The following is a 22,886-nucleotide window of genomic DNA, read 5'->3' as shown; positions in this document are numbered from 1 at the left end:
CGGCTCAGCCGATGACCGTCCAGGTGTCGTTGCCCGTGAGGAGCGAGGCGAGGTCGCCCTTGCCGTCGCGCTCGACGGCGGCGTCCAGCTGGTCCGACATCAGGGTGTCGTAGACGGGCCGTTCCACACTGCGCAGCACCCCGATCGGGGTGTGGTGCAGGGTGTCCGCGTCGGCGAGCCGGGACAGGGCGAACGCCGTCGTGGGCGATTCCGCGTGGGCGTCGTGGACGAGGATCTGCGAGCGGTTCTCCTCCGTGACGGCCACGACCCGGAGGTCGCCGGTGGCCGGATCGCGGACGACGCCCTTGGGCTCCTGGGAACCGAAGAGGATCGGCTGTCCGTGTTCGAGGCGGATGACGGCCTCGGCAGCCTGCTCCTTGTCCTTCAGGACCTCGAAGGCGCCGTCGTTGAAGATGTTGCAGTTCTGGTAGATCTCCACCAGTGCCGTGCCCGAGTGCTCGGCGGCCGCGCGCAGCACGCTGGTGAGGTGCTTGCGGTCGGAGTCGACCGTGCGCGCCACGAACGTCGCTTCCGCGCCGATGGCCAGTGACACCGGGTTGAAGGGGGCGTCGAGCGACCCCATCGGCGTCGACTTGGTGATCTTGCCCAGCTCGGAGGTGGGGCTGTACTGGCCTTTGGTGAGGCCGTAGATCCGGTTGTTGAACAGCAGGATCTTGAGGTTGACGTTGCGGCGCAGGGCGTGGATGAGGTGGTTGCCGCCGATGGAGAGCGCGTCGCCGTCACCGGTGACCACCCACACCGACAGGTCACGGCGGGAGGTGGCCAGCCCGGTGGCGATGGACGGGGCCCGGCCGTGGATGGAGTGCATCCCGTAGGTGTTCATGTAGTACGGGAAGCGGGAGGAGCAGCCGATGCCGGAGACGAAGGCGATGTTCTCCTTCGCGAGGCCCAGCTCGGGCATGAAGCCCTGGACCGCGGCGAGGACCGCGTAGTCGCCGCAGCCGGGGCACCAGCGCACTTCCTGGTCCGACTTGAAGTCCTTCATGGACTGCTTCGCCTCGGCCTTCGGCACCAGCTGCAGCAGTTCGTTGTGCCGCAGTTCGTCGGTGTCAGGCATCGATGGCCTCCTTGAGAGCCGTGGCGAGCTGCTCGGCCTTGAACGGCATTCCGTTGACCTGGTTGTAGCTGTGGGCGTCGACCAGGTACTTCGCCCGCAGCAGCATCGCGAGCTGGCCGAGGTTCATCTCCGGCACGACGACCTTGTCGTAGCGCTTCAGCACCTCGCCGAGATTCTTCGGGAAGGGGTTCAGATGGCGGAGGTGGGCCTGGGCGATGGGCGCCCCCGCGGCGCGCAGGCGCCGTACGGCGGCAGTGATCGGACCGTACGTCGACCCCCAGCCGAGCACCAGCGTCGCCGCCCCGGCCGGGTCGTCGACCTCCACGTCGGGAACCTCGATGCCGTCGACCTTGGCCTGGCGCGTGCGGACCATGAAGTCGTGGTTCGCGGGGTCGTAGGAGATGTTGCCGGTACCGTCCTGCTTCTCGATCCCGCCGATGCGGTGCTCCAGGCCGGCCGTCCCGGGAACCGCCCAGGGGCGGGCCAGGGTCCGGGGATCGCGCTTGTAGGGCCAGAAGACCTCGGTGCCGTCCGCCAGGGTGTGGTTCGGTCCGGTGGCGAACGGCGTCTTGAGGTCGGGCAGCGAGTCCGTCTCCGGGATGCGCCAGGGCTCGGAGCCGTTGGCCAGATAGCCGTCGGAGAGCAGGAAGACCGGGGTCCGGTACGTCAGGGCGATCCGGGCCGCGTCGATCGCGGCGTCGAAGCAGTCCGCCGGGGTCCGCGGGGCCACGACCGGAACCGGAGCCTCTCCGTTCCTGCCGTACATCGCCTGGAGCAGGTCGGCCTGCTCGGTCTTGGTCGGCAGCCCGGTCGACGGACCGCCGCGCTGGATGTCGATGATCAGCAGCGGCAGCTCCAGAGACACCGCGAGCCCGATCGTCTCCGACTTCAGCGCCACGCCGGGGCCGGAGGTCGTCGTGACGCCCAGCGCCCCGCCGAACGCGGCTCCGAGCGCCGCCCCGATCCCGGCGATCTCGTCCTCCGCCTGGAACGTCCGCACACCGAAGTTCTTGTGCCGGGACAGCTCGTGCAGGATGTCCGAGGCCGGGGTGATCGGATACGACCCCAGATAGAGCGGCAGATCCGCCAGCTGCCCGGCGGCGATCAGGCCGTAGGACAGAGCGAGGTTCCCGGAGATGTTGCGGTAGGTACCGGTCGGGAAGGCCTGCGACGCCGGCTCGACCTCGTAGGAGACCGCGAAGTCCTCGGTCGTCTCGCCGAAATTCCACCCGGCCCGGAAGGCCGCCACATTCGCCTCGGCGATCTGCGGTTTCTTCGCGAACTTCGCCCGCAGGAACGCCTCCGTCCCCTCGGTCGGCCGGTGGTACATCCACGACAGCAGCCCGAGCGCGAACATGTTCTTCGACCGCTCGGCCTCCTTGCGGGGGAGCCCGAACTCCTTCAGTGCCTCCAGGGTCAACGTCGTCAGCGGCACCGGATGGACGTTGTAGGCATCCAGCGAACCGTCCTCCAGCGGACTGCTCGCATACCCCACCTTCGCCATCGGCCGCTTCGTGAACTCGTCGGTGTTCACAATGATTTCCGCGCCACGCGGCACGTCGTCGATGTTCGCCTTCAACGCGGCGGGATTCATCGCGACCAGGACGTTCGGGGCGTCGCCCGGGGTCAGAATGTCATGATCGGCAAAGTGGAGCTGAAAGGAAGAGACCCCCGGCAGTGTGCCGGCGGGGGCGCGGATCTCCGCGGGGAAGTTCGGCAGGGTGGAGAGATCGTTGCCGAAGGAAGCGGTCTCCGAGGTGAACCGGTCGCCCGTGAGCTGCATACCGTCACCCGAGTCGCCCGCGAAACGGATGATCACCCGGTCCAGGCGGCGGACTTCCTTCCCGCCGCCACCCGTGGTTCCCGTCGTACCTGACAGGGGGGCTCGCTGGCCCCCGACGACGGCGTCGTTGGCCTCATCGGCCTTCTCTGCCGCGCTACTGACCTGGCTCGTCACTGAACTGGACCTCCCTTGGGGCGGCGGTTCGGAACCGTCCGGCGGCCGGCGGATCCCGGAGGCCACCCTACGTCCGCGTAGGTCGCCCTCCGGGGACCGATCATATGGTGGACGCTGTTTTGAGACACCCTTTTAGTAAGGCTTGTCACGTTATGCCGACCTCCGATCGTGGGATGTCGCCGCCTGCCTCCCTGGGCCATTCGCCCTAGGTCCTCCGTGGTCAGAGGTGCCCGTCAGGCGCCCGCCGGACACCCCGGACCGGGTGGCGCCCCGGGGCTTCCCGAGGCGCCACCGCGCTTCTTCGGGTGCGTTTCCTGGGTCCGTTCTCGAGTGCTTCTCCGGGGACACTCGACATCTGACAGAGTGTCAGATAGCTAGGAATTCAGATAGGTCAGCACGGCGAGCACGCGCCGGTGGTCGCCCTCGCTGGGGGAGAGCCCCAGCTTCAGAAAGATGTTGCTGACGTGCTTCTCGACCGCCCCGTCACTCACCACGAGCTGCCGCGCGATGGCGGAGTTCGTCCGGCCCTCGGCCATCAGACCGAGGACCTCCCGCTCGCGCGGAGTCAGCCCCGCCAGCACGTCCTGCTTGCGGCTGCGGCCCAGCAGCTGCGCCACCACTTCCGGGTCGAGCGCCGTCCCGCCCTGCGCCACCCGGACGACCGCGTCCACGAACTCGCGGACCTCGGCCACCCGGTCCTTCAGCAGATACCCCACTCCCCGGCTGCTGCCCGCCAGCAGCTCGGTGGCGTACTGCTCCTCCACGTACTGCGAGAGGACCAGCACTCCGATGCCCGGATAGTCCTTCCGCAGCCGCACCGCCGCGCGTACGCCCTCGTCGGTGTGCGTCGGCGGCATCCGCACGTCGGCGACCACCACATCCGGAAGCGTTTGCTCGGCGTCGAGCTCGGCCACGGTCTTGAGCAGCGCCTCCGCGTCCCCGACCCCCGCGACCACGTCGTGCCCGAGATCGGTGAGCAGCCGGGTGAGGCCCTCCCGAAGCAGGACCGAATCCTCGGCGATGACCACGCGCACCCTGTTCTCCACGTTCTCCACGACTGCGAGTCCCCCACTTTTCGAATATGCCGCGTTCCCCGCGACCCCGCACGCCCCACGCCCGACCCACCGCGCGCCGCGCCCCGACCGCCCCAGCATCCCAGGACCCGGTCTCGGATGGGGGACCTGTGGATAACCCACGCGGACCGAGGAGGGAGAGAGGGAGGGGGAGGTCAAGCCAGGGGAGAGGGCAGGGCAAAGGGAGCGGCAGGGGCATGGGGAGCGGGGCAGGCGAGCAACGGAAGTGGGGCCGACCTCAGTGGGGGAGGCGGGGGCAGCCCCGGCAGGGAGCCGGCGAAGGCCGGGATGAGGGCAACGGCAGGGACGTGGGCGGGTGCGAGGGCGATGGGCAGGGCAGGGCGAGGCGGGCGAGGAGGGCGAGGGCGACGGCAGGGACGAGGGTGGTGGGCAGAGCGATGCCGGGGGACGAGAGCGATCCGCGTCGGCTCCGCGCGCGTCGGCCGTGCCATGCCGGCCCGCCTGGTCAGCCCCGCCAGGGCAGCTCGGCTGTGACTGTCGTCGGGCCGCCGGTCGGGGAGTCGACCACCAGGACTCCGTCCACGGCGTCCAGCCGCTCCGCCAGCCCGGCCAGTCCGCCGCCCGAGGCCGACGACGCCCCGCCCCGGCCGTTGTCCGTGACCTGGAGCATCAGCCGGTCGCCCGCCCGCCACACGTCGACCGTCGCCCGGGTCGCGCGGGCGTGCTTGCTGATGTTCTGGAGCAGCTCCGAGACGGTGAAATACGCGATCCCCTCGATCGCCTGCGCCGGACGTGAGTCCAGGTCCACCTCGACGGTCACGGGCACGGCGCAGCGGGAGGCTATCGCGGAGAGCGCGGCGTCCAGGCCTCGGTCGGTGAGGACGGCGGGGTGGATGCCGCGGGCCAGGTCGCGCAGCTCCTGGAGGGCCACCTTCACCTCTCCGTGCGCTTCGTCGACCATGCGGGCGGCGGCCTCGGGGTCGTCGGTGAGCTTCTCCTTCGCCAGGCCGAGATCCATCGCGAGGGCGACGAGGCGGGCCTGGGCGCCGTCGTGCAGGTCGCGTTCGATGCGGCGCAGGTCGGCGGCGGCGGTGTCGACGACCACGCCCCGGTCCGACTCCAGCTCCGAGACCCGGGTGGCCAGCCGGGACGGCCCCAGCAGACCGGTGACCATCAGCCGGTCCACCGTCAGCAGCCCCCGCACGACCCAGGGTGCCGCCATCACCAGCAGCAGGCCCACCGCCCCGGTCACCGCCAGCTCGACGGGTGAGTTCAGGTACTCCTCGTGGGTGCGGTCCCCGTACACCTGGATGCCGTCCTGCCCGGCGAACATCGGGAAGAGCCAGAACCACAGCGGGTACGTCAGTGCCGCCAGGCCGTACGTCCAGAACGAGATCGCGACGACGAACGTGAACGTCGCCCACGGGAAGTGCAGCAGCGCGTACAGCAGGTGCCGCCAGGACGCCCCGCTCTTGAGGACCGCCCCCATCCAGGACATCGGGCCGCCCGTCTTCCCCCGCACCCGCTCCGGATCCGCCACGTCCACCCGCAGCAGCGCCCGAGCCCGGTGCCGCTCCAGGGTCCCGAAACCCCGGCACGCGGCGAGCCCGACCGCGAGGACCGGTATCCCGATGAAGGTGACCATCAGGCCCGCGCTCAACGACGTCATGGTCACCGCGAACACGAACATCACCGTGCTGAGCGGGAAGCTCAGCAGGGCGTAGAGGAGCTCGCTCCAGGCACGGGCCTCCAGCGGCGCACGCAGCGGCGCGGGGAGCAAATGCCTCGTCCGGGTCTTCACCCCGAAGCCGGGGGCGGAACCCTCGTGCTCCCGGTCCCGCGTGTCCGGTCCGTATGCCGTGGCCATGAGTCCCGTCCGTTCCGTCTCTGTTCTCAGTCTCTCAGTGGGCTGTACGTGGGATGCGCGCCGCCGTGGCGCGGGAGGCGGCGCTGTCACCGCGGGCCGCCCTCTTTCCGTTCTCCTCCAGGGTGCTGGCCGGAGGACTGCCGCACCATGAGGCTCCTCTCCGTATCCGGCCGGGGGTTTTCCCTACCTCCGGCCGTTCGGCGGGCGATCGGTCCATGGGTGTGGCTGTTCGGGTGGCCGATCGCCCCCCCTGTCGTCCGGGAGGCCGAACCGGTGGTGCGGTGGTGCGGTGGCGTGCTTGTGCGGTCGTGCGGTCGTGCGGTCGTGCGGCCGTGCCGGTCCGGTTGCCGTGCCGGTCACGCGGCCGTAGTGGTCCGGTCGCGCCAGGGCAGCTCGGCGGTGACGGTCGTCGGCCCGCCCTCCGGCGAGTCCACGACGAACACCCCGTCGACGGCGTCGAGCCGCTCGGCGAGCCCCGCCAGCCCCGAGCCGCCGTCCAACCGGGCTCCGCCGCCGCCGTCGTCCGTGACCTGGAGCAGCAGCCGGTCCCCCGAGCGCCACACGTCGACCGAGGCCGCCCGCGCACCGCTGTGCTTGCTGATGTTCTGGAGCAGCTCCGAGACGGTGAAATACGCGATCCCCTCGATGGCCTCGGCCGGACGACCCCGCAGCCCCACCGACACCTTGACCGGGACCGTGCAGCGCGAGGCGATGGCGGAGAGCGCGGCGTCCAGGCCTCGGTCGGTGAGGACGGCGGGGTGGATGCCGCGGGCCAGGTCGCGCAGCTCCTGAAGGGCCACCTTGATCTCGCCGTGTGCTTCGTCGACCATGCGGGCTGCGGCCTCGGGGTCGTCGGTGAGCTTCTCCTTCGCCAGGCCGAGCCCCATGGCGAGGGCGACGAGGCGGGCCTGGGCGCCGTCGTGGAGGTCGCGTTCGATGCGGCGCAGGTCGGCGGCGGCGGTGTCGACGACCACGCCCCGGTCCGACTCCAGCTCGGCGATACGCCGCTCCAACTCGTCCGACGGAGACAGCAGCCCGCGCACCATCACCCGGTCCACCGTCGTCAGCCCCCGCGCGATGAACGGCAGCACCGGCCACAGCACGAACAGGCTCACCAGCGTCACCGCGAAGGTCAGCACACCCCAGGGCAGCCGTATGAATCCGTACAACAACGCCCGCCAGCCCACCGGGTCCTTCAGCCCCGCCCACAGCCGGACGAAGAAGCCCTGGTCCCGGTGGCCACGCCCCAGCGGACTCGGCTCCTCCACCCGCACGCCCAGCATCCGCCGCGCCCGCCGCCGCTCCAGCCCGCCCAGCAGCCGAGCACCCTGGAGCCCGGCGACCAGCAGGGGCAGACCGATCACCGTGACGGACAGTCCCGCGCCCACACCGATCACCACAACCGTGTAGACGAACCCGACGACCGCCAACGGCAGGTTGGCGAGCAGATACGCGACCTCCCGCCAGGTCCACCGGTCGAGGGCGAAACGGGCGGGCGGCAGCCGGTCGAGGTCCGGCAGGGAGGGGCTCATGGTCATACCCCCAGCCTGCCGGGCCCCACCCACGCACACCATGGGGCTCGTGGGTGGGGGTGAAGTAGGGATAACCCCACCTGATGTCCGACGCGGCTGCTTACGCTCCGTTTAGCAGGCCCTAGACTCCCGTGCGTACGGAACCCGTGTGTACACACGGGCACGCGTGACAGACGCGGACGACGAGGGATCGAGGGGCGGACGTGGCCGACGTTACGGAAGTGACCGGCGTGGCAGACACGGCGGGCATGACCGGCGTGCCGGACGCGGCGGGCGTGACCGGGGTGTCCGGCGTTCCGGCGGACGGAGCCACCTCTCTCGCCTCCGAGTACTTCCAGAGCTATTCGGTCATCGGTCTGCTCGCCCTGGTCGGCGTCCTGTTCGTCGCCGTGGCCTTCGGGGCCGGGCGGCTGCTGCGCCCCATCGTGCCGACCCCGGAGAAGCTGCTCACCTACGAATGCGGCGTCGACCCGGTCGGCGAGGGCTGGGCGCACACCCAGGTGCGCTACTACGTCTACGCGTTCCTGTACGTGATCTTCGCGGTCGACTCCATCTTCCTGTTCCCGTGGGCCACGGTGTTCGCGGCGCCCGGTTACGGTGCGACGACCCTCGTCGAAATGTTCATCTTCCTCGGCTTCCTGGCCGTGGGACTGCTCTACGCATGGAAGAAGGGCGTCCTCGCATGGGCCTGACGAGCCGGCCGAACCCCGCGTCGCAGCAGCCCGCGTCCCCGCCCCCCGCCGACCCGGTTCTCCTTCCCGAGCCCAAGCGCCTCGGCGTGCTCTCGCGGCTCGCACCGGAGCCGATGAAGGTCGTCCTCAACTGGGGCCGCCGCTACAGCCTCTGGGTCTTCAACTTCGGACTCGCCTGCTGCGCGATCGAGTTCATCGCCGCGTCGATGGCACGCCACGACTTCATCCGGCTCGGTGTGATCCCCTTCGCCCCCGGACCCCGCCAGGCCGACCTCATGATCGTGTCCGGCACGGTCACGGACAAGATGGCCCCGGCCGTGAAGCGGCTGTACGAGCAGATGCCCGAACCGAAGTACGTCATCTCCTTCGGCGCCTGCTCCAACTGCGGCGGCCCCTACTGGGACTCGTACTCCGTGACCAAGGGCGTCGACCAGATCATCCCCGTCGACGTGTACGTACCCGGCTGCCCGCCCAGGCCCGAGGCGTTGCTCCAGGGCATCCTCAAGCTCCAGGAGAAGATCGCGCGCGAATCCCTCGCCGAGCGGTACGCCTCCGCGGGCACGGGCGGCGGCCCGTCCACCGAGGCTCTGCGCAGCGGCCTGGTTTCCCCGCCGGCAGCGGCTTCCCGACCCGACGAGGAGGGGCGCCGATGAGCGATCGCGACCATCACGTGGAGTCCGCTGCCGCTGCCGGGGCCTTTGACCGGCTGCCGGACGCGGTCGCCGACGTGTTCGGTGACGAGGCCACGGCGGAGTCGGCGTACGACCTGCTGACCGTCGACGTCCCCGCCGCCGACTGGCTGAGCGCGCTGCGGACCGCACGCGACGAACTCGGGTGCACCTACTTCGACTGGCTCAGCGCCGTGGACGAACCGGGCGTCGGCTTCCGCGTCTGTGCCCACGTCGCGGCTCTGGGTACGGGCACGGTACGGCGGTTGATGGTCCGTACGACCGTGCCGCACGACGCGGCGGTGCTGCCCAGCGCCGTCGACGTGTACGCGGGCGCGGCATGGCACGAGCGTGAGACGCACGAGATGTTCGGCGTCGCCTTCGACGGCCACCCCCATCTCGTACCGCTCCTCCTGCCGGAAGGCTTCGAAGGCCATCCGCTGCGCAAGGACTTCGTCCTGGCCGCGCGCGTCGCGAAGGCCTGGCCCGGGGCCAAGGAGCCGGGGGAGCCGGCGGAGGGCCACAACGGTCCCAAGCGACGCGCGATGCTCCCGCCCGGGGTCCCCGACCCGAACGAGTGGGGCCCCCTGAAGGGCCAGCTCCCCCCGGCCGCCGCGCGTCCGGCCCGGGCCGCCCGCCCCGCGGCCGACCGTCCGCCCGCCGCACCCGCACGGCGGGCGAGGGCTCGGCGGCCCAACGCGCCACGACTCCCGGCCCCGACGCGGCACCCCGGCACCGACCGGCCCGCAGGCTCCCCCGGGGACCGGCCCGGAGACGCCTGCGCCCCCGAGCGCGCTGGCACCCGCCCCCCCGACTTCGGACGCCCCCGCGACGCCGGAAGGGTCCGTGTCGCCTGAGGCCCCCGGGACGCCGGAGCCACCAGCGGCCCCCGGTGCGTCGACGACTCGGGCGGCGGCCCGCCCGCGCCGTTCCCGGTCGGCGTCGCAAGGTTCGGCGAGCCAGCAGCCGCCCGCCGACGGCCCTGCCACGACCCCGCCCGCGACGGCTCGTCGTTCCCGCTCGGCGTCGGAGGGGTCGGCCGGTCAGCGCCCGGAGCCGGACGGGCCGGGGACCACCCCTGCCCGGCCCGCTCGTCGTTCCCGCTCGGCCTCGGACGGCTCGGACGGCCGGCGTCCCGGACAGGGCGAGCCGCCCGCGCCGTCGACGGCCGGCCCGCGCCGTTCCCGCTCCGCCTCGGACGGCTCGGCCGGCCAGCGCTCAGCGTCGGACGCGCCCGAGGGCCCGCCGTCGCGTCCGCCCCGGGTGCGTAGTACGGATGCCCCTTGGCACGACGCGCAGCCGGCTTTCGACGAACCCGAGGGCCCGGAAGCCGGTGCTCCGGACGCGCCTTCCCAGCCCCTCCGGCGATCGAGGAGCGGGGGCGCGGGGGAAGAGCCCCCGGGACGGGACGGGACGGGCAGGGGAGAAGCCCCCCGCAGCGGCCCCACACCCGGCGGCACCGCGGATTCCAGCGGCGCCCCGGGCCCTGGCGGCGCCCCGGACCTTGGCGACACCCCGGGTCCCGGCGGCACTCCGGACTCCAGCGGCACCCAGGGTCCCAGTGGCGCCCCGGACCCCGGCAACACCCCGGACCCCGGCGACGCCCCAGATCCCAGCGACACCCAGGGTCCCAGTGGCGCCCCGGGCCCCGGCGGCACCCTGGACCCTGACGACACCCCGGGTCTCGGCGGTACCCCGGATCCCAGCGACGCCCCAGATCCCAGCGACACCCAGGACCCCGGCGACGCCCCGAGCCCAGGCAACACCGCGGATCCCGGCGACACCCCGGACCCCAACGACAAGCCCACCCCCGACAAGCACCCTCCCGCCCCAGACAGCCCAGCCCCAGACAGCTCCGCCCCTGACAGCCCTGCTCCAGACCACCCCGCCGGAGGCGATCCCGAGTGAACGACGTGTCCGACGTCGCCCTCCGTCTGGCCGTCGTCTTCGTCGCGTTCCTGGTCGCCCCCCTCCTCGTGGGCCAGACGGAACACAAGGTCATGGCCCATATGCAGGGCCGCCTGGGTCCCATGTACGCAGGCGGCTTCCACGGCTGGGCCCAGCTCGTCGCGGACGGCGTGAAGTTCGCGCAGAAGGAGGACGTGGTCCCGGCCGCCGCCGACCGCCGCGTCTTCCAGCTCGCCCCCGCCGTCGCCCTCCTCCCGTACCTCCTCGTCCTCGCCGTCATCCCCGTCGGCCCCGGCGACGGCGCGGTCGGCCAGGTCGTCGACGCGGGGATCTTCTTCGTGCTCGCCGTCATGGGCATCGGCGTCCTCGGCTCACTCATGGCCGGCTGGGCGTCCGCCAACAAGTTCTCCCTGCTCGGCGGTCTCCGTACCGCCGCGCAACTCCTCTCCTACGAGCTGCCGATGCTCCTGGCCGCCGCCTCCGTGGCCATGGCGGCCGGTACGGTCTCGCTCACCGGCATCCTCGACGCCTTCGCGTGGTGGTGGCTGCCCTGGCAGATCGTCGGCGCCCTGGTCTTCTTCGTGGCCGGTCTCGCCGAACTCCAGCGACCCCCGTTCGACATGCCGGTGGCCGACTCCGAGATCATCTTCGGCGCGTACACCGAGTACACCGGCCTGCGCTTCGCCCTGTTCCTCCTCGCCGAGTACGCGGGCATCGTCATCCTGTGCGCCCTGACCACCGTCCTCTTCCTCGGCGGCTGGCACGGCCCGTTCGGCGCCGACGGCCTCGGCTGGCTCTGGACCCTCCTCAAGACCGCCCTCCTCGCGTTCGTCGTCATCTGGCTGCGCGTGAGCTACCCGCGGCTGCGGGAGGACCAGTTGCAGAAGCTCGCCTGGACCACCCTCGTCCCGCTCGCCCTGGCGCAGATCGCGCTCACCGGCATCGTGAAGGTGGCGATCAACTGATGTCCCCGATCCCCGGATCCGGCCTGGCCAAAGGTCTCGCCGTGACCCTGCGCACGATGACCAGGAAGACCGTCACCGCGCAGTACCCGGACACCCAGCCCGAACTCCCGCCCCGCTCCCGGGGCGTCATCGGGCTGTTCGAGGAGAACTGCACGGTCTGCATGCTCTGCGCCCGTGAGTGCCCCGACTGGTGCATCTACATCGACTCCCACAAGGAGACGTCCCCGCCGGCCGCCCCAGGCGGCCGGGAGCGCAGCCGGAACGTCCTCGACCGTTTCGCCATCGACTTCTCCCTCTGCATGTACTGCGGTATCTGCATCGAGGTGTGCCCCTTCGACGCACTGTTCTGGTCACCCGAGTTCGAGTACGCGGAGACGGACATCCACGAACTCACCCACGAGCGCGACAAGCTCCGCGCGTGGATGTGGACCGTGCCGGAGCCGCCCGCCCTCGATGCCGGAGCCGAGGAGCCGAAGGAGGTCGCCGCCGCCCGCAAGGCCGCGGACAAGCTCGCGGCCCAACGCGCACAGGAGCAGCAGGAACACCGGCAACAGCAGGGCGAGGAGGGCGGAACCCCGTGATGGTGCACACCGCCCCGCCGCCACTGATCGCTGCCGCCGCGGGCGACCACCCCGGCTTCCTCTCCCCGTCCGGCGTCGAGATCGCGTTCCTCCTCGTGGGCCTCGTCACCCTCGGCGCCGCCGTCATCACCGTGACGACGAGGCAACTGGTGCACGCCGCGCTCTGGCTCGTCGTCGCGCTCGGCGGCCTGGCCGTCGAGTACCTCCTGCTCACCGCCGAGTTCATCGCCTGGGTCCAGGTACTGATCTACGTCGGTTCCATCGTCGTCCTCCTCCTCTTCGGCCTGATGCTCACCCGGGCCCCCATCGGCCGCTCCCCGGACGCCGACTCGGGCAACCGGTGGGCGGCCCTCGGGGTGGCACTCGCCTCCGCCGCCGCCCTCGTCTGGGTCGTCGTGGACGCCTTCCGAACCACCTGGATCGACCTCGACGGGCCGGCCCAGGGCTCGACCGACGTCACCGGAGCCTTCCTCTTCCGGAACTGGGTCCTGCCCTTCGAGGCGCTCTCCGTCCTTCTCCTCGCGGCCCTCGTCGGCGCGATCGTCCTGTCCCGCAAACGCGACACGGACACGAGTGCGGACACGAGTACGGACACGGACACGAGCACGGACACAGAGAAGAGCACGGCCACGGACTCGGGCACGACTTCGAAGACGACTACGGGCACGGGCACGGGCACGACAGCGACTACGGGCACGAGCACAACGGGCCGCCCCGGCACACCCGGCCATCCCGGAAATTCCGGCAAGGAGGAGCAGCGCTGATGCACCTCGCCTATCCCGCCGTCCTCGCCGCCCTCCTCTTCTGCGTCGGCCTCTACGGCGTCCTCGCCCGCCGTAACGCGATCCTCGTCCTGATGTCCGTGGAGCTGATGCTCAACGCCGTCAACCTCAACCTCGTCGCCTTCGACGTCTGGCTCCGCGACACCCTCCACTCCGGCCAGGCCCTCACGCTCTTCACCATCGCCATCGCCGCCGCCGAGATCGGCATCGGTCTCGCGATCGTCCTGGCCGTCCACCGCAATCGGGGCACCTCCGACATCGACCGGCTCCGCGACACCGCCGAGACCGACGACGCCGCGTCGCTCCCCGACACCGCAGAGGCCGGCACCGCGCAGACCCACGCCGCAGGGACGACCGCCGGCGGCGTGGGCGGGGCCCCACGGACGACGAAGAAGGCAGAGGCCACCACGTGACCACCACGACCCTCGCCGCCCTCGTCCCCCTCCTGCCGTTCCTCGGCGCCCTCGCCGGGCTCGCCGTCGGCCGCACCACCCCCGGCTTCGTCCGCCCGCTGGCGATCCTGCCGACCCTCACCGCGGCCGTCCTCGCCGTGCTCGTCGCCGTCCGCCATGGCGGCGGCCGGGCCATCGACGCCGCGACCCAGCTGACGCCCACCGGCTCGGTCCCGATCGACCTGGCGCTGCACCTGGACGGCTTCGCCGTGCTGGTCGCCGTCCTCGTCACGGTCGTCGCCACGTGCGTCCAGCTCTACTCCACGGCCTACCTCCGCGGCGACGCCCGCTACCCCTCCTACGCCGCCCTCGTCTCCCTCTTCACCTCCGCGATGCTCCTGGTCGTCTACTCCGGTGACCTGATGGTGCTGCTGGTCGGCTGGGAGATCATGGGCATCTGCTCGTACTTCCTCGTCGGCCACTACTGGGAGACCCCCGAGGCCCGAGCCGCCTCCCTCAAGGCGTTCCTGGTCACCAAGCTCGGCGATGTCCCCTTCCTGATCGGCCTCTTCGCGCTCGCCGCCGACACCGGCAGCTTCCGGATCACCAGGATCCTCGCCGCCGTCGCCAACGGCGGGCTGGATCACCCCACCCTCATCGCCCTGCTGCTCCTCGCAGGCGTCGCGGGCAAGTCGGCGCAGTTCCCTCTGCACACCTGGCTGCCCGACGCGATGGCCGGCCCCACCCCCGTCTCCGCGCTCATCCACGCCGCGACGATGGTCGCCGCCGGCATCTACTTCGTGGCCCGTCTGCTGCCCGTCTTCGCGGCCTCCGGCGCGGCTCTCGTGGTCCTCGCCGTGATGGCCGCCGTCACGGTGATCGGGTCGGGGCTCGCCGCCCTCGCCCAGGACGACATCAAACGTGTCCTCGCCTACTCGACGATCGGTCAGCTCGGCTACATGTCGGGCGCCCTCGCCGTCGGCGACCGGGGCGCGGCCGTCTTCCACCTCATCTCGCACGGTGCGTTCAAAGCCGTCCTCTTCCTTGCCGCGGGCGTCGTCATCCACGCCGCGGGCACCAACTCCCTCGCCGCCATGTCCCGGATGAGCGGCCTCGCCCGCCGTGTCCCGGACGCCTACTGGACGATGACCGTCGCGCTCCTCGCGCTGGCCGCCATCCCGCCGTTCGCCGGCTTCTTCTCCAAGGAAGCCGTCCTCGTCGCCGCCGAGCACACCGCCCTGGGAGACCGGACCGTCGCCCCGGCCGCCGCGGGCTGGACGATCCTGGTCGCCGGGCTCCTCGCCGCCGTCCTGACCGCCTCCTACGCCGTGCGCCTCTGGCTGCTCGCCTTCCGCGGCCGCGGGGCCGAGGTCCCCGACCACGGCAAGCAGCCCCTCGCCATGACCTCCGTCCTGTGGCTCCTGGCCGTCCCGACCATCGGCTTCGGCCTCAGCGCCGGGCTGCTCGGCGACTGGTTCGACGGGCACGCCCTCACGCCGTCCCTCACCACCGCCGTCCTCTCCACCGGCGTCACGCTCGTCGGCGGCCTCGTCACCTACGGCGCCTGGCGGCACACCACCGCCCTCGCGGCCCGCACCCCCCTCGGGGCCGTGGCCGCCCACCCGGGCGCCGAACCCGCTCTCGTCGAGGCCGAGGCCATGACGTCCCACACCGCCGTCTACGGCACCATCGCGGACGCCCCCGACCCGGCCGACCCCGGCAGGCTCCTCCTGGGCCCGCTGCACCGCCACGCGGTCACCGGCTTCCACCTCGACGCCCTGTACACGGCGCTGTTCGTCCGGCCCGTTCAGGCCGCAGCCCGCCTCGTCCGCTTCCTGGACCGCGAGGTCGTCGACACCTACGTCAACGGGACGGGCGCCGTCACCCGCCTCCTCGGCACCGCCGTCCGCCGGGCCCAGACCGGCAACGTGCAGACCTACGTCAGCGCCCTGCTCGCCGGGTCCCTCGCCCTGGCGATCGCCGCCGTCGTCTTCGCCAACGTCAACGCGGGGTCGTGACCGTGATCGATATCAGCCCGTCCGTGATGCAGTTCCTTCTGGCGTTCATCGTCGTCGCCCCGCTCATCGGCGCCCTCGCGGCCCTGCTCCCCGCCCCTCCCGGGCTCAAGGGAAAGAACCCCGACCAGGCCGTGCTCCGCCACGGCGTGACCGTCACCGGCGCCGTCCTCCTCGCCGCGATCGTCCTGGCCACCGGCTTCGACCACGACCACCCCGCCACGATGCAGGCGACCACCGACATCAGCTGGATCCCGGCGCTCGACGTCCGCATCCACCTCGGCGTCGACGGCATCTCGCTCCCCCTTCTGGTCCTGACCGCGCTGCTGACCTTCCTCTGCGCGCTGTACAGCTACTTCAAGCTGCCCGCGGGCCCCTCACCGAAGGCGTTCGTCGCCCTCGTGCTCGTCCTGGAGTCCGGCACCCTCGCCACCTTCGCCGTCCTCGACCTGCTGCTCTTCTTCCTCGCCTTCGAGATGGTCCTCATCCCGATGTACTTCCTCATCGCCCGCTGGGGCGGCGACCAGCGGCAGGCGGCCGCCTGGAAGTTCATCCTCTACACGCTGCTCGGCTCCGTCGTCATGCTGCTCGGCCTCCTCCTCATCGGGCTGAAGAGCGGCACTTTCGACATGGTGGCACTCGCCACTGACAACGGCCGCGGCCTCACCACATCCGTGCAGGTCATCGCGGTACTCGCGATCGGCATCGGCCTCGCGGTGAAGACGCCGATGTGGCCCCTGCACAGCTGGTTGCCCGACGCCCACACCGCCGCCCCGACGGTCGGGTCCGTCCTCCTCGCCGGCGTGCTGCTGAAGATGGGAACGTACGGCTTCGTCCGGATCCTGCTCCCCGTCGCGCCGGACGGCATGCGCACGTTCGCGCCCTACCTCGCCGCGTTCGCCGTCGTCGGCATCGTCTACGGATCCCTCGCCTGCCTGGCCCTGGCCCGTACCGGCGCCAAGGGCGACCTCAAGCGGCTCATCGCGTACTCGTCCGTCGGCCACATGGGCTTCGTCCTGCTCGGCATCGCCACCATGACCCCCACCGGGGTCAACGGCGCGCTCTTCGCCAACATCGCCCACGGCCTCATCACGGGCCTGCTGTTCTTCCTGGTCGGCGCCGTCAAGGACCGTTACGGCACCGCCGACCTCGACACCCTCGCCGGAGCGACCGGGGCCGCCCTCTACGGCCGGGCGCCCCGCCTCGGCGCGCTGCTCGCCTTCGCCGCCGTCGCCTCGCTCGGCCTGCCCGGACTCGCCGGATTCTGGGGCGAGATGCTCACCCTGTTCGGCGCGTACAGCCCCGGCGAGGGACTCAGCCGCCCCGCGTTCCGCACCTTCATGGCCATCGGGGCGTTCGGCACCCTGCTCACCGCCGCGTACATGCTGATCATCGTCCGCCGTGTCTGCATGGGGGAGCACGCGCCCCCCTCACGGCTGCCGCTCGACGAGCGGGACCCGCGCGCGGCGGACGCCCCCCGGCCGACCGGAACCGCCGGTTCCCCGCAGGGCGCACCGGGCACCGACCCCGACCCCCAGGCCGCACCCGGCGCCACCCTCCGGGCCGCACCCGGCACCACTCCGCAACTCGCCGACATCCACCCGTACGAAGCCGCCGCCTGGACCCCGCTCGCCGTGCTCACCGTCGTCGCCGGCCTCTGGCCCGCCGTCCTCCTCGGCCTCACCGACCCCGCCGTGCAGCAGCTTCTCGCAGGAGGCAAGTCGTGACCGCGGACCTCAGCGCCACCACCGGAGGCCTCGTCGAGCAGGCCCTGGACACCACGGCACCCGGCACCGGCGACGCCGCCGGAAGCCTCCTCGCGGCCGACGCGCCCAGCGTCGTCCAGTCCGTCGACTGGCTCGCCATCGCGCCCCCCACCCTCACGGCCCTGGCCGCCCTGGCCGTCCTCGTCGCCGACCTGTTCCTCCCCGCCCGCAGCAAACGGCTCCTCGGGTACGGCGCCCTCACCGCCCTCGCCGCCGCCCTGGCGTTCCTGATCCCCCTGCGCTCGGGGGACCGGTCCACCTTCTGCCTCACCGCCGCCGCCCAGGCATGTAGCTACACCGCCGACCACTTCACCGTCGTCATCCAGGCACTCGTCCTCGGCGGCGCGTTCCTCACCGTCCTGCTGTCGCTCGACGACACCCGCGCACTGCCGGCGGGGGAGTACTGGTTCCTGCTCCTGGCCTCCGCCTCGGGAGCGGCCCTGCTGCCCGCCTCCCGTGACCTCGCCACGCTCGTCGTCGCCCTCGAAGTCGCCTCGCTGCCGGCGTTCGCGCTCGTCGGCATCAAGCGCGGCGACCGGCGCTCCTCCGAGGCCGCACTGAAGTTCTTCCTCTCCTCCGTCGTCGCCACCGCCGTCATGCTGCTCGGCGTCAGCTTCGTGTACGCGGCCACCGGCACCCTCCACCTCACCGAGATCGCCGGCCGTCTCGACGACGTCGCCCCGGTCCTCGACACCCTCGCCAAGACCGGGGTTGCCCTCACCCTCGTCGGCTTCGCCTTCAAGACGGCCGCCGCGCCCTTCCACTTCTGGGTCCCCGACACCTACGTCGGCGCGCCCCTCCCGATCGCCGCGTATCTCTCCGTGGTCGGGAAGGCCGTAGGGTTCTCGGGCCTCATCCTGGTCACCGTCATCGCGTTCCCCTCCTACGCGGACGTCTGGGGGCCCGCCCTCGCCGTCCTGGCCGCCCTGACCATGACCGTCGGCAACGTCGCGGCCCTCCGTCAGAACGCCACCCGCGCCCGCAGCGCCGTCCGCCTCCTCGCCTGGTCCTCCGTCGCCCAGGCCGGCTACCTCCTGGTCCCGGTCGCCGCCGCCGCGTACTCCAGCGACGAGCAGATCGGCTCCACCGTGGCGTACGCCCTGATGTACGCCGTGGTGAACCTGGGCGCGTTCGCGGTCGCCGCGCTCGTCGCCCGTACGCACCCCGGCAACCGGCTCTCCGACTACCGGGGCCTGTACGCCACCCGCCCCCTCGCCGCCCTGGCCCTCGGGTTCTTCCTGCTCTGCCTGGCCGGACTGCCGCCCGGCATCATCGGGCTCTTCGCCAAGGTCACCGTCTTCTCCGCGGCGGTCGACGCGGGCCTCGGCTGGCTCGCCGTCGTCATGGCCGTCAACGTGGTGATCGCCCTCTACTACTACCTTCAGTGGACTGCGATCCTCTTCCGCACGCCGGACGGGGCCCCGGAAACGGCCCGGCCGGAGACGAGGGCCCCGGCCGCCGACGCACACCGCGGATTCCGCGCCCCCACCCCGCTCACCACGGCGATCGTGCTCACGGCCGCCGCCGGAATCCTTCTTTCCGGAGTCCCGCAGGCCGTCCTGCGCTTCGCCGCCGTCAGCCTCTTCTGAAGGCTCCCGACCCCGCAGGACCGGTTTGCCCGCTGCGCTCGCCACAGGGCATGGTCTGGGCTGCATACGTCACGTACGCGGCGTGAACACGTCGGGGAAAACGAGGAGAGAGAGCAGTGCTGAACGGGTTCAAGGACTTCATCCTGCGGGGCAACATCATCTCGATGGCGATCGGTCTCGCCGTCGGTGCCGCCTTCACCGCCGTCGTCACAGGCTTCAGCAACGCCTTCATCACTCCGCTGATCGGCCTCGCCACCCGCGGCACCGGCGACTTCAGCAAGGCCTTCTACACGATCGACGGAGTGAAGTTCCCCTACGGCCTGTTCGTCAGCGCCGCGATCGCCTTCCTCATCACCGCCGCGGTCCTCTACTTCTGCGTCGTGGTCCCCATGGCCAAGGTGCAGAACCGCTTCGCCAAGGAGGAGGCCCCCAGCATCAAGGCCGCCCTGCGCGACTGCCCGCGCTGCTTCAGCGAGATCCCCGCCGTCGCCTCCCGCTGCGGCCACTGCACCAGCGAGGTCGAGCCGGACCCGGAGGCCCTCTCCCTGGCCAAGCTCCCTGTACAGCAGCACTGACCGCACGGCAGCAGCACTGACCGCACGGCAGCAGTACGGGCCGCACGGCAACGGCACGGACCGCACAGCAACGGCACCGACCGCACGGCAGCACAGCAGTACCGCCCCACCGAGTCGCCCACCCCACCGGTTCACCGCCCCACCGGGTCACCCGCACCAGCGGGACGGCCCCCCCGCCACCCGTACGGCCCAGCGCCACTCCGTACGGGGCCGGGGGCCCGACCGGCGTGAACACACGGCACAGCCCCCGCCCTCCGGCCGCACGCACAAGGGAACTAGCTCCTCTCGCCTGGCGTTGACCAGTACAGGAGGCTCCACTGGGGAGTGGAGCACCACCATGCAAAGGGTTCCCCTGCTGCACCACTTGGAGGGCGTACCGTGCACCGCCGGCACAACGGGCTCAAGACCGCCGTACTCCTCGGGGGGCTGTCCGCACTCATCATCGTCATCGGCAGCTTCTTCGGACGGACGGGGCTGATCGTCGCGCTCCTGGTCGCCGTCGGCACCAACGCGTACGCGTACTGGAACAGCGACAAACTGGCCCTGCGGGCCATGCGCGCCCGCCCGGTCAGCGAGTTCGAGGCGCCGCAGCTCTACCGCATCGTCCGGGAGCTCTCCACGGCCGCCCGCCAGCCCATGCCGCGCCTCTACATCTCCCCGACCCAGGCGCCCAACGCCTTCGCCACCGGCCGCAACCCGCGCAACGCCGCCGTCTGCTGCACCGAGGGCATCCTCCAGATCCTCGACGAACGCGAGCTGCGCGGCGTCCTCGGCCACGAGCTCAGCCATGTCTACAACCGGGACATCCTCATCTCGTCCGTCGCCGGAGCCCTCGCCTCCGTCGTGATGTTCCTGGTCAATTTCGCCTGGCTCATCCCGGTGGGCCGCTCCAACGACGACGAGGGGCCCGGCCTCCTCGGCATGCTCCTGATCATGATCCTGGGGCCGCTCGCCGCCTCCGTCATCCAACTCGCCGTCAGCCGCTCCCGCGAGTACGAGGCCGACGCCTCCGGGGCCCAGCTCACCGGAGACCCACTGGCGCTGGCCGGTGCCCTGCGCAAGCTCGACGCCGGGACGAAACAGCTCCCGCTGCCGCCCGAGCCCAAGATCGAGACCGCGAGCCACATGATGATCGCGAACCCCTTCCGCCCCGGTCAGGGGATGGCGAAAATGTTCTCGACGCACCCGCCGATGGCGGAGCGCATCGCCCGACTCGAACAGATGGCAGGTCATCGCCCGTGAAAACCATCCTGAACATCATCTGGCTGATCCTCTGCGGATTCTGGATGTTCCTCGGCTACCTGCTCGCGGGCGTCCTGCTCTGCATCACCATCATCGGCATCCCCTTCGGCGTGGCCGCCTTCCGGATCGGCGTCTACGCCCTCTGGCCGTTCGGCTACACCGTCGTCGACCGCCGGGACGCGGGCTCGCCCTCCTGCGCGGGCAACGTCCTCTGGCTGCTCCTCGCCGGCTGGTGGCTCGCCCTCGGCCACATCACCACCGGCATCGCCCTGTGCGTCACCATCATCGGAATCCCGCTGGGCATCGCCAACTTCAAGCTGATCCCCGTCTCCCTCATGCCCTTCGGCAAGGAGATCGTCCCCACCGACCAGCCCTTCGCCACCCGTTAGCCCACCGAGTCCGGGAGAAGCCCACCGAGTCCGGCCGGCCTCCGGAGCAACCGAACACCTGCCCGCCGCGTCTTGGATTTCACGACCAAGCAAGGGGTAGGTGCAGCGACATGGGCATCATCAGTTGGATCATTCTCGGCCTGCTCGCCGGGCTCATAGCCAAGATCCTCCTCCCGGGGCGTGACCCGGGCGGCATCATCGGCACCACCCTCATCGGCATCGCCGGGGCCTTCGTCGGCGGCTGGCTCTCCAGCCAGTTCCTCGACCGCCCCATCAGCAACGACTTCTACGACACCGCGACCTGGATCGCCGCCATCGCCGGCTCCCTGGTCCTGCTGATCGCCTACCGGCTGCTGTTCGGCCACTCCCGCGACCGCCGCTGACCGTGATCACCAGGACAGGTCCCAGGCCGCTCTCCTAGGCCTCCGCCGACGCCATCCCGGTCTCCCGCAGCGTCAGGTTCAGCCGGCCGGCCCGCAGCCCCGCTGCCGGGTCGGCCGTCCCCGGGTACACCTTCGGGACGCCGTGGAACGCGAACCGCGAGTGCCCGCCGAAGACGAACAGATCCCCGGACGCCAACTCCACATCCGTGTACGGCCGCCCGCGTCCCTCCGTGTTCCCGAAGCGGAACACGCACCTCGCCCCGATACTCAACGACACCACCGGAGCGCCCGACCGCTCCTCCTTGTCCTGGTGCATCCCCATCCGCGCGGCGTCGTCATAGAAGTTGATGAGCGCGGTGTCCGGTGCGAACGACCGGGCCGCGTCCCCGTCCCCGTACGCCTCGGCCACCGCCGCCCGCCCCAGGTCGCCCAGCCAGTCCGGGAACGCCGCCACCCGGGCGCCGTTCACATCGTCAGCCGTCCGCGCGTAACGGTACGGCTGCCAGTGCCACCCCAGGCACACCGTCCGCACCGACATCATCCCGCCGCCCGGCAGCGCGGTGTGACGCAGCGGTACCGGCCCCCGCGCCCACCGACGGCACGCCTCCACCAACTCCGCCCGCCGCTCCACCGAAAGCCACTCCGGCACATGAACGGCCCCCGGCGCCACGACCGTACGCGGCCGCCGGAAGAGGCCGTCGAAGGACGGACCGTCCGAGGAAGGACCGCCCGGGGAAGGACCGCCCGAGGGGCCGTCGGAGGGCGGCGTGGGTGTGGGCGTCACGGCGCGGACCGCCCCGCTCCGCCCTCGATCCCCAGCAGCAGCTTCTTCCGCTCCAGCCCGCCCGCGTACCCCCGCAGCGCGCCGTCCGCCCCGATCACGCGGTGACACGGCCGCACGACGAGCAGCGGGTTGCGCCCGATCGCCGTGCCGACCGCCCGTACTCCCGCGCCCGACGCGCCGACCTGCGCCGCGACCTCCCCGTACGACACCGTGCTCCCGTACGGGATCGACTCCAGCACCGCCCAGACCCGCCGCTGGAACTCCGTGCCCAGGCCCTCGGCCAGCGGTACGTCGAACCGCGTCGAACGCCCCGCGAAGTACTCCTCCAACTGCCGGGCGACGCCGGTGAACGCCTCGGGGGCGTGGCGCCAGCCGTCCTGGACGACCGCCCCGCCCTTCTGGCCGGGCACCGACAGGGAACGCAACCGGACGTCCCCGCCCGTGCCGGCCCCGTCGGCCACCTCCGCCGCCGGAACCTCGCCGACCAGCAGCAACTCGCCCAGCGGGCTCTCCACCCGCGCGTACACGGTCGTCGTCATCGCCTTCTCACTTTCCCGGTCCGTACGGCCAGTCTGCGTCCGTCCGCCCACCGCGACCGGCGGTATTCGGACATCGCGTCCGCACGCCCCACGCGCCCCGCACGACCGCACGGACCGGAAACACGAAGGGGCACGCCGTCGAGGTCGG

Annotated in this window: 20 protein-coding genes and 1 pseudogene; 14 read left to right on the top strand and 7 right to left on the bottom strand. The window is 71.6% G+C overall.

Annotated features, from left to right (window positions below; all coding sequences use genetic code 11):
- Positions 1 to 4: 4 nt before the first annotated feature.
- The 5 genes from KME66_RS12740 to KME66_RS12720 all read right to left on the bottom strand — a co-directional run bounded on the left by KME66_RS12740 (position 5) and on the right by KME66_RS12720 (position 7,474).
- Positions 5 to 1,078 (bottom strand): 2-oxoacid:ferredoxin oxidoreductase subunit beta, encoded by a 1,074-nt coding sequence (locus tag KME66_RS12740; RefSeq protein ID WP_065485058.1) that lies wholly within the window; start codon positions 1,076 to 1,078, stop codon positions 5 to 7.
- On the bottom strand, positions 1,071 to 3,035 hold the full coding sequence (locus KME66_RS12735) for a 2-oxoacid:acceptor oxidoreductase subunit alpha (protein WP_216321925.1): 1,965 nt from the start codon (positions 3,033 to 3,035) through the stop codon (positions 1,071 to 1,073). The genes KME66_RS12740 and KME66_RS12735 overlap by 8 nt, the downstream gene beginning before the upstream one ends.
- A gap of 374 nt (positions 3,036 to 3,409) precedes the next feature.
- On the bottom strand, positions 3,410 to 4,069 hold the full coding sequence (locus KME66_RS12730) for a response regulator transcription factor (RefSeq protein WP_073220465.1): 660 nt from the start codon (positions 4,067 to 4,069) through the stop codon (positions 3,410 to 3,412).
- 505 nt (positions 4,070 to 4,574) lie between these two features.
- Positions 4,575 to 5,936: a sensor histidine kinase gene (locus tag KME66_RS12725; protein WP_216321924.1), complete on the bottom strand. Its 1,362-nt coding sequence runs from the start codon at positions 5,934 to 5,936 to the stop codon at positions 4,575 to 4,577.
- Positions 5,937 to 6,292: 356 nt separating this feature from the next.
- Entirely contained in the window at positions 6,293 to 7,474 is a 1,182-nt protein-coding gene (locus KME66_RS12720) for a sensor histidine kinase (protein WP_216321923.1), read from the bottom strand.
- A 242-nt stretch (positions 7,475 to 7,716) separates the two neighbouring features.
- On the opposite strand from KME66_RS12720, the gene KME66_RS12715 reads away from it, so the two are divergent.
- The 14 genes and pseudogenes from KME66_RS12715 (at position 7,717) to KME66_RS12650 (ending at position 21,415) form a co-directional block, all read left to right on the top strand.
- Positions 7,717 to 8,160 (top strand): NADH-quinone oxidoreductase subunit A, encoded by a 444-nt coding sequence (locus KME66_RS12715; protein ID WP_253208583.1) that lies wholly within the window; start codon positions 7,717 to 7,719, stop codon positions 8,158 to 8,160.
- A complete protein-coding gene (locus KME66_RS12710) occupies positions 8,151 to 8,813 on the top strand; it encodes an NADH-quinone oxidoreductase subunit B (protein WP_073220091.1) in 663 nt (220 codons plus the stop codon). The genes KME66_RS12715 and KME66_RS12710 overlap by 10 nt, the downstream gene beginning before the upstream one ends.
- A pseudogene (locus KME66_RS12705) lies at positions 8,810 to 10,736 on the top strand (NADH-quinone oxidoreductase subunit C). The gene KME66_RS12710 and the pseudogene KME66_RS12705 overlap by 4 nt, the downstream one beginning before the upstream one ends.
- Complete coding sequence (locus KME66_RS12700) at positions 10,733 to 11,701, top strand: complex I subunit 1 family protein (protein ID WP_216321922.1); 969 nt, start codon at positions 10,733 to 10,735, stop codon at positions 11,699 to 11,701. Before KME66_RS12705 ends, KME66_RS12700 begins: the two are co-directional and overlap by 4 nt.
- Positions 11,701 to 12,282, top strand: a complete 582-nt coding sequence (locus tag KME66_RS12695; protein WP_073220099.1) for an NADH-quinone oxidoreductase subunit I — start codon at positions 11,701 to 11,703, stop codon at positions 12,280 to 12,282. Before KME66_RS12700 ends, KME66_RS12695 begins: the two co-directional genes overlap by 1 nt.
- Complete coding sequence (locus KME66_RS12690) at positions 12,282 to 13,046, top strand: NADH-quinone oxidoreductase subunit J (protein ID WP_216329291.1); 765 nt, start codon at positions 12,282 to 12,284, stop codon at positions 13,044 to 13,046. The genes KME66_RS12695 and KME66_RS12690 overlap by 1 nt, the downstream gene beginning before the upstream one ends.
- Positions 13,046 to 13,477 carry an NADH-quinone oxidoreductase subunit NuoK gene (gene nuoK / locus KME66_RS12685; RefSeq protein WP_253208314.1) on the top strand — a complete coding sequence of 144 codons (432 nt, stop codon included), beginning with the start codon at positions 13,046 to 13,048 and terminating at the stop codon, positions 13,475 to 13,477. The genes KME66_RS12690 and nuoK overlap by 1 nt, the downstream gene beginning before the upstream one ends.
- Positions 13,474 to 15,474, top strand: a complete 2,001-nt coding sequence (locus KME66_RS12680) for an NADH-quinone oxidoreductase subunit L (RefSeq protein ID WP_216321921.1) — start codon at positions 13,474 to 13,476, stop codon at positions 15,472 to 15,474. The genes nuoK and KME66_RS12680 overlap by 4 nt, the downstream gene beginning before the upstream one ends.
- Positions 15,471 to 17,198 (top strand): NADH-quinone oxidoreductase subunit M, encoded by a 1,728-nt coding sequence (locus tag KME66_RS12675; protein ID WP_216321920.1) that lies wholly within the window; start codon positions 15,471 to 15,473, stop codon positions 17,196 to 17,198. The genes KME66_RS12680 and KME66_RS12675 overlap by 4 nt, the downstream gene beginning before the upstream one ends.
- 44 nt (positions 17,199 to 17,242) lie before the next feature.
- Positions 17,243 to 18,826 carry an NADH-quinone oxidoreductase subunit N gene (locus tag KME66_RS12670; RefSeq protein ID WP_216329289.1) on the top strand — a complete coding sequence of 528 codons (1,584 nt, stop codon included), beginning with the start codon at positions 17,243 to 17,245 and terminating at the stop codon, positions 18,824 to 18,826.
- Between the two features lie 116 nt (positions 18,827 to 18,942).
- Complete coding sequence (gene mscL, locus KME66_RS12665) at positions 18,943 to 19,401, top strand: large conductance mechanosensitive channel protein MscL (protein ID WP_216321919.1); 459 nt, start codon at positions 18,943 to 18,945, stop codon at positions 19,399 to 19,401.
- 378 nt (positions 19,402 to 19,779) lie between these two features.
- Positions 19,780 to 20,643, top strand: a complete 864-nt coding sequence (htpX, locus tag KME66_RS12660) for a zinc metalloprotease HtpX (protein WP_073220117.1) — start codon at positions 19,780 to 19,782, stop codon at positions 20,641 to 20,643.
- Entirely contained in the window at positions 20,640 to 21,032 is a 393-nt protein-coding gene (locus KME66_RS12655) for a YccF domain-containing protein (RefSeq protein ID WP_073220120.1), read from the top strand. The genes htpX and KME66_RS12655 overlap by 4 nt, the downstream gene beginning before the upstream one ends.
- A 110-nt stretch (positions 21,033 to 21,142) precedes the next feature.
- Entirely contained in the window at positions 21,143 to 21,415 is a 273-nt protein-coding gene (locus KME66_RS12650; RefSeq protein ID WP_006126852.1) for a GlsB/YeaQ/YmgE family stress response membrane protein, read from the top strand.
- A gap of 34 nt (positions 21,416 to 21,449) precedes the next feature.
- Here KME66_RS12650 and KME66_RS12645 read toward each other — a convergent pair whose 3' ends face one another.
- Positions 21,450 to 22,085, bottom strand: a complete 636-nt coding sequence (locus KME66_RS12645) for an alpha-ketoglutarate-dependent dioxygenase AlkB (protein WP_216329287.1) — start codon at positions 22,083 to 22,085, stop codon at positions 21,450 to 21,452.
- A 110-nt stretch (positions 22,086 to 22,195) separates the two neighbouring features.
- Positions 22,196 to 22,738 carry a methylated-DNA--[protein]-cysteine S-methyltransferase gene (locus KME66_RS12640; protein WP_216321917.1) on the bottom strand — a complete coding sequence of 181 codons (543 nt, stop codon included), beginning with the start codon at positions 22,736 to 22,738 and terminating at the stop codon, positions 22,196 to 22,198.
- Positions 22,739 to 22,886: the final 148 nt, after the last annotated feature.

This window comes from Streptomyces sp. YPW6 (assembly GCF_018866325.1).
GTDB lineage: Bacteria > Actinomycetota > Actinomycetes > Streptomycetales > Streptomycetaceae > Streptomyces.
Note: the sequence above shows the minus strand (reverse complement) of the source record. Positions and strands in the feature narration are given on the sequence as shown.

Excerpts from the sequence above, each read along its gene's own strand:
- KME66_RS12740 (WP_065485058.1), bottom strand. The coding sequence starts at position 1,078 with ATGCCTGACACCGACGAACTGCGGCACAACGAACTGCTGCAGCTGGTG.
- KME66_RS12725 (WP_216321924.1), bottom strand. The coding sequence starts at position 5,936 with ATGGCCACGGCATACGGACCGGACACGCGGGACCGGGAGCACGAGGGT.
- KME66_RS12720 (WP_216321923.1), bottom strand. The coding sequence starts at position 7,474 with ATGACCATGAGCCCCTCCCTGCCGGACCTCGACCGGCTGCCGCCCGCC.
- KME66_RS12715 (WP_253208583.1), top strand. The coding sequence starts at position 7,717 with ATGACCGGCGTGCCGGACGCGGCGGGCGTGACCGGGGTGTCCGGCGTT.
- KME66_RS12710 (WP_073220091.1), top strand. The coding sequence starts at position 8,151 with ATGGGCCTGACGAGCCGGCCGAACCCCGCGTCGCAGCAGCCCGCGTCC.
- KME66_RS12695 (WP_073220099.1), top strand. The coding sequence starts at position 11,701 with ATGTCCCCGATCCCCGGATCCGGCCTGGCCAAAGGTCTCGCCGTGACC.
- KME66_RS12690 (WP_216329291.1), top strand. The coding sequence starts at position 12,282 with ATGGTGCACACCGCCCCGCCGCCACTGATCGCTGCCGCCGCGGGCGAC.
- nuoK (WP_253208314.1), top strand. The coding sequence starts at position 13,046 with ATGCACCTCGCCTATCCCGCCGTCCTCGCCGCCCTCCTCTTCTGCGTC.
- KME66_RS12650 (WP_006126852.1), top strand. The coding sequence starts at position 21,143 with ATGGGCATCATCAGTTGGATCATTCTCGGCCTGCTCGCCGGGCTCATA.
- KME66_RS12640 (WP_216321917.1), bottom strand. The coding sequence starts at position 22,738 with ATGACGACGACCGTGTACGCGCGGGTGGAGAGCCCGCTGGGCGAGTTG.